Source organism: Pseudomonas sp. AP3_22 TE3818 (assembly GCF_053628995.1).
Window position 1 is genome coordinate 3671659 of sequence record NZ_JBRJHL010000001.1, and the last position, 11436, is coordinate 3683094.

The 11436-nt window shown below is 63.2% G+C and carries 7 protein-coding genes; all 7 read left to right on the top strand.

All coding sequences use genetic code 11. The annotated features are described in order from the left end of the window. The 7 genes from treZ (at position 1) to AB7M25_RS16620 (ending at position 11416) form a co-directional block, all read left to right on the top strand. Complete coding sequence (gene treZ / locus AB7M25_RS16590; RefSeq protein ID WP_429560802.1) at positions 1 to 1800, top strand: malto-oligosyltrehalose trehalohydrolase; 1800 nt, start codon at positions 1 to 3, stop codon at positions 1798 to 1800. Next, a complete protein-coding gene (malQ, locus tag AB7M25_RS16595) occupies positions 1793 to 3871 on the top strand; it encodes a 4-alpha-glucanotransferase (protein WP_454237661.1) in 2079 nt (692 codons plus the stop codon). The genes treZ and malQ overlap by 8 nt, the downstream gene beginning before the upstream one ends. After that, positions 3868 to 6663, top strand: coding sequence for a malto-oligosyltrehalose synthase (locus tag AB7M25_RS16600; protein WP_454237662.1), 2796 nt, complete (start codon positions 3868 to 3870; stop codon positions 6661 to 6663). The genes malQ and AB7M25_RS16600 overlap by 4 nt, the downstream gene beginning before the upstream one ends. Before the next feature lie 21 nt (positions 6664 to 6684). Further along, on the top strand, positions 6685 to 7020 hold the full coding sequence (locus AB7M25_RS16605) for a DUF2934 domain-containing protein (RefSeq protein WP_429382303.1): 336 nt from the start codon (positions 6685 to 6687) through the stop codon (positions 7018 to 7020). A 215-nt stretch (positions 7021 to 7235) separates the two neighbouring features. Then, positions 7236 to 9398 carry a glycogen debranching protein GlgX gene (gene glgX, locus AB7M25_RS16610; protein ID WP_454237663.1) on the top strand — a complete coding sequence of 721 codons (2163 nt, stop codon included), beginning with the start codon at positions 7236 to 7238 and terminating at the stop codon, positions 9396 to 9398. A gap of 216 nt (positions 9399 to 9614) precedes the next feature. Then, positions 9615 to 10373 carry a PIG-L deacetylase family protein gene (locus AB7M25_RS16615; RefSeq protein ID WP_454237664.1) on the top strand — a complete coding sequence of 253 codons (759 nt, stop codon included), beginning with the start codon at positions 9615 to 9617 and terminating at the stop codon, positions 10371 to 10373. Positions 10374 to 10615: 242 nt separating this feature from the next. Then, on the top strand, positions 10616 to 11416 hold the full coding sequence (locus AB7M25_RS16620) for an endonuclease/exonuclease/phosphatase family protein (RefSeq protein ID WP_429382297.1): 801 nt from the start codon (positions 10616 to 10618) through the stop codon (positions 11414 to 11416). Positions 11417 to 11436: the final 20 nt, after the last annotated feature.

Genomic DNA, 11436 nt, shown 5'->3' on the forward strand with positions numbered 1-11436 from the left:
ATGCCGTTACGGACCCTTGAGACCTGGCCCCACGGCGCAATCATGCTGGACGCAGAGCACACGCAATTCGCGTTGTGGGCGCCAGATGCGTTTTACGTCAGTGTCGAACTGGAACATGGACAGTCCTTGCCGTTGCTGCCCCAGGCCGACGGCTGGTTCGTGAGCAACATCCGATGCGCGGCGGGCTCGCGTTACCGCTACAGCATCGACGGCGAACTGGAAGTGCCCGACCCGGCTTCCCGCGCTCAGGACGGCGATATCGACCGGCACAGTGTGGTGGTCGATCCGCTGGCCTATGCCTGGCAACACAGTGCCTGGTCGGGACGGCCGTGGAACGAAGCGGTGATTTACGAGTTGCACGTTGGTGCGCTCGGCGGCTTCAGTGCCGTCGAGCGGCATCTGGCGCGCCTGGTCGAGCTGGGCGTCACCGCGATCGAACTGATGCCCGTCGCGCAGTTTCCCGGTGAGCGCAATTGGGGGTATGACGGCGTCCTGCCCTACGCGCCCCAGGCTTCATACGGATCACCCGAGCAGCTCAAGCACTTGATCGACACCGCCCACGGTCATGGCCTGGCGGTGATTCTCGACGTGGTCTACAACCACTTCGGTCCGGAAGGCAATTACCTGCATCGTTATGCCAAGGGCTTTTTTCGCGAAGACAAACAGACGCCGTGGGGCGCGGCCATCGACTTCCGTCGCCGCGAAGTACGGGACTTCTTCATCGAAAACGCCTTGATGTGGCTGCTCGAATACCGTTTCGACGGTTTGCGCCTGGACGCGGTGCACGCCATCGAAGATCCGGATTTCCTCCAGGAACTGGCGCAACGGGTGCGCCAGCAGACGGGACCGGCACGACATGTGTGGCTGATGGTGGAGAACGAACACAACCAGGCCGGTCTGCTCGAACAGGGTTACGACGCGCAGTGGAACGATGACGGCCACAATGCCCTGCATGTGCTACTGACCGGCGAAACCGAGGCCTATTACGCCGACTACGCGCACAACCCCACCGAACAACTGGCGCGCTGCCTGAGCCAGGGTTTCGTGTTCCAGGGTCATATCAATCGCCATGGCGTGGCACGCGGTGAACCCAGCGGGCACTTGCCACCTGGCGCCTTCATCCTGTTCCTGCAGAACCATGACCAGATCGGCAACCGGGCCTTCGGCGAGCGCCTGCATCAACTCGCCCACCCGCAAGCGCTGCGGGCCGCCACGGTGTTGCTGCTGTTGTCGCCGATGATTCCGCTGCTGTTCATGGGCGACGAGTTCGCCGTCGAGCAACCCTTCCTGTTTTTCACCAGCCATCACGGTGAATTGGCAAAATTGGTACGGGACGGCCGGCGCAACGAGTTCGCGGCGTTCAGCGTGTTTGCCGACCCACTCCTGCGCGAACACATTCCTGACCCGAATGATCCGCAGACGTTTGCAGCATCCCGCCCTGTCCTGCCTTCGACCGGCCATACAGAGATGCACGACCTGTATTGCCGGCTGTTGCAGATCCGTCACCGGCTCCTCATCCCCCGCTTGCCGGGTACGCAGGCTATGGGGGCTCACGTGTTGGGCGAAGGCGCGGTCAGTGCCGCCTGGCGCCTGGTCGATGGCAGCGAGCTGCGCATTGACCTGAACCTCAGCGACAAGCCCGTAGTCCACACCTCACAGACTGGGGCCTCGCGGTTGTTCGAATACCCGCCACAGAGCGCCGATCTGCTGGACCGGGGCACCCTTGCCCCGTATTGCGCGCTCGTCAGCCTCGCCGCCGCAGCCCCTATGCCACTTCGTATGGAGAGCGTCCATGAGTGATGCGCAACTGGAAATTCTGGCCAGCCGTGCCGGCCTCGCGGTCGACTGGATCGACGCCAACGGCCGCCCGCAAAAAGTCGCACCCTCCGTGTTGCGCAATGTGCTGATCGGCCTTGGCCACCCGGCGGGCAGTGCCCAGGAAATCGACGCCAGCCTGCTGGAATTGCAGGCGGCGCAACAGACCCATCATTTGCCGCCATTGATGACCGCCGATGTCGGGACAGGCCTGGATCTGGCGCGTTTTTTTGCACCTCAAACCCCTTGCGAAATCCACCTCGAAGACGGTTCGCGGCTCAACCTGAAACTGGACGCCAACGCAAAGCTGCCGGGGCTGGTACCGGTCGGCTATCAGCAGGTCAGCATCGACGGACAAACCTTCACCCTGGCGGTGGCCCCATCCCGTTGTTACAGCGTCGCCGATGCCGTGGATAACCCGATCCCCCGTGCCTGGGGCCTGAGCGTGCAATTGTACGCCTTGCGCCGCCCCGGCGATGGCGGGTTTGGTGACACCCAGGCGCTGGAGGACCTTGCCCGGGTGGCCGGTGAACGTGGCGCCGAGGCGCTGGCGATCAGCCCCTTGCATGCGATGTTTTCCAATGACACCCAACGCTACAGCCCGTATTCGCCGTCCAGCCGTTTGTTTCTCAACAGCCTTTACTGCGCCCCCGGCACCATTCTCGGCGAGCGCGCCCTGCGCACCGCCATCGATGCCACCGGGCTCGCCGTTGAACTCAAGGCGCTGGAAGAGCGTGCGCTGATTGACTGGCCGGCCGCCGCCGAAGCCAAGCATCGGCTGTTGCAGTCGCTGTACGAAGGTTTCGTCCAGGGTGAACACCCCTTGCACGAAGACTTCAGCAGTTTTCGTCACGCTGGCGGCGAAGCGCTGGAAAACCACTGTCGCTTCGAAGCCATCCAGGAGGCACGTGCCGCCCGCGGTGAAGGCCTCGACTGGCGACAGTGGCCCGAACCCTGGCGCAACCCGCGCAGCGCCGAACTGGCGGCTTTTGCCGAAGAGAATGCCGGGCGCATCGGCTTCTTCGCCTTCTGCCAGTGGCTGATCACCCGTTGCCTGGAACGCGCGCAAACCGCCGCCCGCGCCAGCGGCATGAGCATCGGCCTGATCGCCGACCTGGCCGTCGGTGCCGATGGCGGCGGCAGCCAGGCGTGGAGCCGTCAGGACGAACTGCTCACGTCCCTCACCGTCGGCGCGCCACCGGACATACTCAACCGCACGGGCCAAGGCTGGGGGATTTCCGCATTCTCCCCTGAAGGCCTGGTGCGCAATGGTTTCCGAGCGTTCATCGAAATGCTGCGGGCCAATTTCGCCCACTGCGGTGGCTTGCGTATCGATCACGTCATGGGGCTGCAGCGGCTGTGGGTGATCCCCAACGGCTCGCCGCCGGCCGACGGCGCCTACCTGTATTACCCGGTGGACGACCTGTTGCGCTTGTTGACCCTGGAATCCCATCGGCACCAGGCCATCGTCCTCGGCGAAGACCTCGGCACCGTGCCGGACGGCCTGCGGGAAAAACTCATCGCCCGTTCGATGCTCGGCATGCGGGTACTGCTGTTCGAGCAGGACAACACGCACTTCAAGCCGATCCTCGACTGGCCGGATAACGCCCTGGCCACCACCAGCACCCATGACCTGCCGACCCTCAACGGCTGGTGGCATGGTCGCGATATCGACTGGAACGCCCGGCTCGGCATGGTCGACGCCAGCGGTGAGATCGAATGGCGCCAGCATCGCGAGCGCGAGCGCGAGGGCCTGCGCCGGGCGTTGAGCCAGGACCCGCAGAACTTCCGCGAAGAATCCCACGAAACCGACCAGGTGCTCGACGCCAGCGTGCGATTTCTCGGTCATACCCGGGCACCCTTGGTGCTGTTGCCGCTGGAAGATGCCCTTGGCGTGGAACAACAGGCCAACCTGCCCGGCACCATCGACACCCACCCGAACTGGTCGCGCCGCCTGCCCGGTTACAGCGAAGCCCTGCTCGACGGACCGGATGCCGCGCGGCGTCTGGAACTGCTCGCCTGTGCGCGACTGCAGGCGGCCGAGCGTGACCGATGACTCCACAACCGACCCGCCCGCTGCGCGCGACGCTGCGCCTGCAATTTCATAAAGGCTTCACGCTGGAAGATGCAGTGCCGCTGGTGCCGTATTTCGCACGCCTGGGCATCAGCCATGTCTACGCCTCCCCGCTGTTGCGTGCCCGAGCCGGATCGATGCATGGCTATGACGTGGTGGACCCGACCCGGGTCAACCCGGAACTGGGCGGCGAAGTGGCGCTGCGCAACCTGGTCAACGCCTTGCACGGGCAGGACATGGGGTTGATCCTCGACATTGTGTCCAACCACATGGCGGTCGGCGGTGCTGACAATCCCTGGTGGCTGGATCTGTTGGAGTGGGGACGCCTGAGTCCCTACGGCGAGTTTTTCGACATCCAGTGGCACTCTCCCGATCCGTTGATGGAAGGCCAGTTGCTCCTGCCGTTCCTGGGCAGCGATTACGGCGTGGCGTTGCAGGACGGCACCCTGCCCTTGCACTTCGATGCCTGGCACGGCAGCTTCCATGTCGAGCATTACGAACACCGCTTCCCCATTTGCCCCTGGGATTACGGCGAACTGCTCAAGACCGATGCAGCGCTCGATACGGAGCAGGCCAAACAACTGAAAAACCTGGCCGATCGCTTCAGCACCCTGAGCTATCAGTCCGACGCCCACAGCCTGGCCATACCGTTGAAAGCGGAACTGCGCGATCTGGTCAGCGATCCGCTTATTGCTCAAGCCATTGACCGGCACCTGAAGCACTACGACTCAGTGACCCACGAAGGCTTTCAGCGCCTGCACAACCTGCTGGAGCGCCAGAGCTATCGCCTCGCCAGCTGGCGCACGGCCGCCGATGACATCAACTGGCGACGCTTCTTTGATATCAATGAACTCGGCGGACTGCGCGTCGAGCGTCCCGCGGTGTTCGAAGCCACCCACGCGAAGATCTTCCAACTGGTGGCCGAGGGGCTGATCGACGGGTTGCGCATCGACCACATCGACGGCCTCGCCGACCCGCGGGGCTACTGCCGAAAGCTGCGGCGCCGGGTCGACAGTCTGTGCGCGGGCCGCCATCTGCCCATCTATGTCGAAAAAATCCTCGGCGAAGGCGAGACCCTGCATCGCGACTGGTCGGTGGACGGCACCACCGGTTATGAATTCATGAACCAACTGTCACTGCTGCAACACGACCCACGGGGCGCGCAGACACTGGCCGAACTCTGGCAGCGCCACAGTGAGCGGCCCGCTGACTTCTCCCTGGAAGCACAACTGGCCCGCCAGCAAATCCTCAACGGCTCCCTGGCCGGCGATTTCGAAAGCGTCGCCCAGGCCTTGCTGCAAGTGGCCCGGGACAATCTCATGAGCCGCGACCTGACCCTCGGTGCGATTCGCCGGGCCTTGCAGGCGCTGATCGTGCATTTCCCGGTGTACCGCACCTACATCAGCCCCCTCGGCCGGACAGGCCAGGGCGAGGCGTTTTTCCAGCAGGCCATGGACGGCGCCCGCCAGACACTGGGCGAGGCAGACTGGCCGGTGCTCGACTGCCTGGCCGGCTGGCTCGGTGGCGAGCCCTGGCGGCAACGCCCGGCCGGTCGCCAGCGCAAACGCCTCAAGCACGCCTGCGTACGTTTCCAGCAACTGACCTCGCCAGCCGCGGCGAAAGCGGTGGAAGACACCGCGTTCTATCGTTCGGCCGTCCTGCTTTCGCGCAATGACGTGGGGTTCAGCACCGGGCAGTTCAGTGCGCCGGTGGCCGACTTTCATCGGGCCTGCATCGAGCGCCTTGAAACCTTCCCGGACAATCTCCTGGCCAGCGCCACCCACGACCACAAGCGTGGCGAAGACTCACGCGCGCGGCTGGCGGTACTGAGCGAGCGCAGCGGCTGGTACAGCGAGCAGGTCGGCCTGTGGCGCGCCCTTGCCCGGCCATTGCGCCAGGACGATCAAGTGCCGTCGGCGGGCGATGAGCTGATTCTGTACCAGGCGATCCTCGGCAGTTGGCCGCTGGAGTTGGGTATCGATAATCCGCCGGCGCTCGAGGACTACGCCAAACGCCTCTGGCAATGGCAGCGCAAGGCCCTGCGCGAAGCCAAGCTGCAAAGCAGCTGGAACACGCCCAATGACGCTTACGAGCAAGCGACCGAGGACTTTATCCAGCGCCTGTTGCTCAGCCCCGAAGGTGAGCTGCTGCGTGCGGCCCTCGCCAAGGCGGCCCGATCAATTGCCGCCCCCGGCGCTCTTAACGGTTTGGCGCAAACCTTGCTGCGCATGACCGTGCCCGGCGTGCCGGATTTGTATCAGGGCAACGATTTCTGGGACTTCAGCCTGGTCGACCCGGACAACCGTCGCCCCGTCGATTTCGCCGGCCGCCAGCAGGCACTGCAGCACGCGGTGGACCTGCCGGACCTGCTGTCGAACTGGCAGGACGGGCGCATCAAGCAAGCCCTGATTGCGCGCACCCTGGGTCTGCGTGCCGAACATGCCGAGCTGTTTCGGCGTGGCACTTACCAGGCCCTGGAAGTGCTGGGCAGCGAGGCCCATCGAGTGCTGGGTTTTGTCCGCGAACGGGAGGGAGAACGCGCCATTGTGATTGTGCCGATACGCTGTGCCGAACTGCTGGAAAACAGTGCCGTACCCCTGGTCCACGCGCCGCTGTGGGGCGATACCCGGGTCAAACTGCCGTTCACCGTTGCCGACGAACATCTGAAGGGACTTTTTACCGGCCTCACAGTCACAAAACACAGAGAGCTGCTGATCAGCGCCGCGCTGGGGGATTTCCCGGTCAATCTCATTATTCAAACTCACCACACTTGAGTTCAGTTCAGGAGCATTGCAATGAGTACCGACGATAAACGCATCCGCGAATTCGCCTATCAGATCTGGGAGTCCGAAGGAAAACCCGAAGGTCAGGAAGCCCGCCACTGGGAGATGGCGTGCAAACTGGCGGAAGCCGAAGCCCTGGCCCCGAAAAAGCCTGCGAAGTCCGCCGCCAGCAAGGCAGCGCCGAAGAAAACCGGCGACGCCAAAATCGCCCCGGACAAGACACTCAATGGCAAGACCGCCGCGCCGAAAGCCAAAGCCAAACCGGCGGCGGCTTCAAAAGTGATCCCGCCGGGAGAAAAGGCCGTCGAGAAAAAGCCTCGAGCACCACGAAAACCGCCCGCGGTTTGAATATGTCTGAGGCCCCTTCGCGGGCAAGTCGAATCGTCGCACCGCCGCTCCCACAGGGACCTGTGCGTTGCCACAGATTGCAGCCACACCACCAAACACTGTGGGAGCGGGCTTGCCCGCGAAGAGGCCATCACATCCAGCATTGATGTTGCCTGACACACCGCCTTCGCGAGCAAGCTCGCTCCTACAGGTAACTCCCGTTTGCAGGAGCACTAATGACCAGCCCAAAGAAAGCCCCCGCGCCAGCCCCCCGCGCTGAAACCACGCGAATCCGTGAAGGCCTGCCCTTCCCGCTGGGTGCCACCTGGGACGGACTGGGAGTCAACTTCGCCCTGTTTTCCGCCCACGCCACCCGAGTTGAACTGTGCCTGTTCGACGACAGCGGCGAGGTGGAGCTCGAACGCATCGAACTGCCCGAATACACCGACGAGATCTTCCACGGCTACCTGCCCGACGCTCATCCCGGGTTGATTTACGGCTATCGCGTCTACGGTCCGTACGACCCGGCCAACGGTCATCGCTTCAACCCCAACAAACTGCTGATCGACCCCTACGCCAAACAACTGGTCGGCAAGTTGAAATGGTCCGAAGCGCTGTTCGGCTACACCATCGGCCACCCCGACGCCGACCTCAGCTTCGATGAACGTGACAGCGCGCCCTTCGTGCCCAAGTGCAAGGTCATCGACCCGGCGCACACCTGGGGCCACGACCACCGCGTCAGCGTACCGTGGGACAAGACGATCATTTATGAAACCCATGTGCGCGGCTTCAGCATGCGTCACCCTTCGGTCCCGGAAAACCTGCGCGGAACCTTTGCCGGGCTGATGGTCGATGACGTGCTGGAGCACATCCGCAAGCTCGGCGTGTCGACCGTGGAGTTGCTGCCGATCCACGCATTCGTCAACGACCAGCATTTGCTGCACAAGGGCATGACCAATTACTGGGGCTACAACAGCATTGCGTTCTTCGCCCCCGACCCGCGTTACCTGGCCAGTGGCAAGATTGCCGAGTTCAAGGAAATGGTCGCGCACCTGCACGAAGCGAATCTGGAAGTGATCCTCGACGTGGTCTACAACCACACCGCCGAAGGCAACGAGCAAGGCCCGACCCTGTCCATGCGCGGCATCGACAACGCGTCCTACTACCGCCTGATGCCCGATGACAAACGCTTCTATATCAACGATTCCGGCACCGGCAACACCCTGGACCTGAGTCATCCGTGCGTGCTGCAAATGGTCACCGACTCCCTGCGCTACTGGGCGTCGGAAATGCACGTGGACGGCTTCCGCTTCGACCTGGCAACCATACTCGGGCGCTATCACGGCGGTTTCGATGAGCGCCACAGTTTCCTCGTAGCCTGCCGCCAGGACCCGGTGCTGCGCCAGGTCAAGCTGATCTCCGAACCCTGGGACTGTGGCCCCGGCGGTTACCAGGTCGGCAATTTTCCGCCGGGCTGGGTCGAGTGGAACGACAAGTTTCGCGACACCGTGCGCGCGTTCTGGAAGGGCGACGACGGTCAACTGGCGGACTTCGCCAGCCGCCTGACCGCTTCGGGGGATATGTTCAATGAACGGGGGCGCCGCCCCTACTCGTCGCTGAACTTCGTCACCGCCCATGACGGCTTCACCCTCAACGACCTGGTGTCGTACAACGACAAGCACAACGAGGCCAACGATGAAAACAATCAGGACGGCAGCAACAACAACCTGTCCTGGAACCACGGTGTCGAAGGCCCCACCGATGATCCCGAGATCAACGCGCTGCGCCATCGGCAGATGCGCAACTTCTTCGCCACCCTGCTGCTGGCCCAGGGCACGCCGATGCTGGTGGCCGGCGACGAGTTCGCCCGCACCCAGGACGGCAACAACAATGCGTATTGCCAGGACAGCGAGATCGGCTGGGTCAACTGGGACCTCAGCGAAGACGGCAAGGCCCTGCTCAAGTTCGTCAAACGCCTGATCAAGTTGCGCCTGACCTACCCGATCCTGCGCCGCGGGCGTTTTCTGGTGGGTAACTACAACGAGGACATCGGCGTCAAGGACGTGACCTGGATGGCGCCGGACGGCACGGAAATGACCACCAAACATTGGCACGATGCGCACAACCGCTGCCTGGGCATGCTGCTCGATGGCCGCGCCCAGGAAACCGGCATTCGCCGCAAAGGCGCCGACGCAACGCTGATGCTGGTGGTCAACGCGCATCACGACATCGTCAATTTCCGCCTGCCGGAAGTGCCCGACGGCGGTTTCTGGACCTGCATGATCGACACCAACCAGCCGTCGATCCGTGGCCAGGAGCGCTTCGAGTTCGGCCACGAGTACTCGGTTACCGGCCGCTCATTGCTGTTGTTCGAGTTGCAGCGTGAGGAAGAGGAGTGACGGCGAGGTCCAGGCATTCAGCACGCGACTGCCGCAGAGCGGAAAAATAATTTTGACCGGGGTCGCGACGCGACGAATAGCGTTGCATGAGCAATACTCGATTCGCGGCGATCCAGGGTTGGGGTTGTCGCACCTCGCTATCCACCAGCCCTCACGGGTCGGCCGGGCTTGTCCCGTGCACGACTGAAGGCGAAGCAGCACAAGGACGTAATACCCATGAAATCCGTTTCCCTCAGCGAAGCCAGCCTGCCCTCCCAGATCTGGAACAGCGCCCCGCAACTGGACAGCATTGCGGTCATCAACACCCAATCCCTGGTGCCTGCCGGTGCACGCGCAGTGCTCATTGCTCCGCACCCCGGCGATGAAGTCGTGATCTGCGGCGGCCTGCTGCAATTGCTCAGTAACCTGGGCCACCCGCTGCAATTGATCTCGATCACCGACGGCAGCGCCAGCCATCCCGGCTCTCGACAGTGGTCGGAAAAACGCCTCAGCGTATTTCGTCCCCAGGAAAGTGTGGAAGCCATACGCCGACTCGGTTTGCCGATGCACAGCCTGAAGTGGATCCGTGGCGGTTTTACCGACAACGCCCTGGGGGAACACGAAGAACGGATCGCCCAATTCATCGGGCGCTACCTGCGCCCGGGTGATGTGGTGTTCAGCACCTGGTGCGAAGACGGCAACGTCGACCACGACACCGTCGGCCGCGCCAGTGCCACGGCGGCGGCCAGTGTGGGAGCCACCTACAACGACGTGCCGTTCCGGGCCTGGCACTGGCCGGCGCGGGACCGGGAGCTGATCCCCTGGCATCGTGCGCGCAAGGTGCGCCTCGATGCCTGGACCGTCGCCCGCAAGAGCCACGCCACCCACGCCTACGCCAGCCAACTCGACGGTGAACCCGCCATCGGCCTTGCGCCGTTACTGCCGCGCACGCTACTGGAGCGCATCCGTTTGCCTTATGAAATCGTCTTCGTCTAAGCCCACTGGGCGTTCTGTAGGAGCGAGCTTGCTCGCGATGGAAGTCAACGATAACGCTGGTTGGCAGGCGCCCCGCGGTGTTCTCCGGTTTATCGCGAGCAAGCTCGCTCCTACAGGGGGCATTGGCCGCCGAGGTTACGCCGCAAAGTGTCAGATCTGGCGCATTGGCGTTAAAGGCAAACTGAACTGCCCGTCCATGCGTCAGTCGCATGCATAGGCAACCCCCAATCACAGGAGCGAACGTGGCCAGTCATTCCAAGCGGCAATCAGCTGAATCGGTGCCGTTGAGTACTCCCCCGGACATCCACCGACTGCGCGTGCTGACGGTCAACACCCACAAGGGATTTACCGCGCTCAACCGGCGCTTCATCCTGCCCGAGCTGCGTGAAGCCGTGCGCAGTACGTCGGCGGACCTGGTGTTTCTGCAGGAAGTGGTCGGCGAGCACGACCGCCACTCCTCCCGCTACAACGATTGGCCACAGACGTCGCAATATGAGTTCCTTGCCGACAGCATGTGGAGCGACTTCGCCTATGGGCGCAATGCCGTCTATCCCGACGGTCACCATGGCAATGCCCTGCTGTCGAAATACCCGATCCGCGAATACCGCAACCTGGATGTCTCCATTACCGGCCCGGAACGCCGCGGTTTGCTGCACTGCGTGCTGGACGTGCCGGGGCACAGCGAAGTGCATGCCATCTGCGTGCACCTCAGCCTGCTGGAAAGCCATCGTCAGCTGCAATTGCAGTTGCTCTGCCAGCTCCTCGAGTCCCTGCCGGATGATGCGCCGGTGATCATTGCCGGCGACTTCAACGACTGGCAGATGCAAGGCAATGCCGCCCTTGCCCGCCGCGACTACCTGCACGAAGCCTTCGAGCGCCACCATGGCCGCCCGGCCAAAACCTACCCCGCGCGGTTCCCCCTGTTGCGCCTGGATCGCGTCTACCTGCGCAATGCCAGCAGCCATGAGCCGAAAATACTCGGGAACAAGCCGTGGACGCACCTTTCCGACCATTTGCCGTTGGCGGTGGAAGTGCATCTTTGAATCGCCAGAACTGTTAGTTC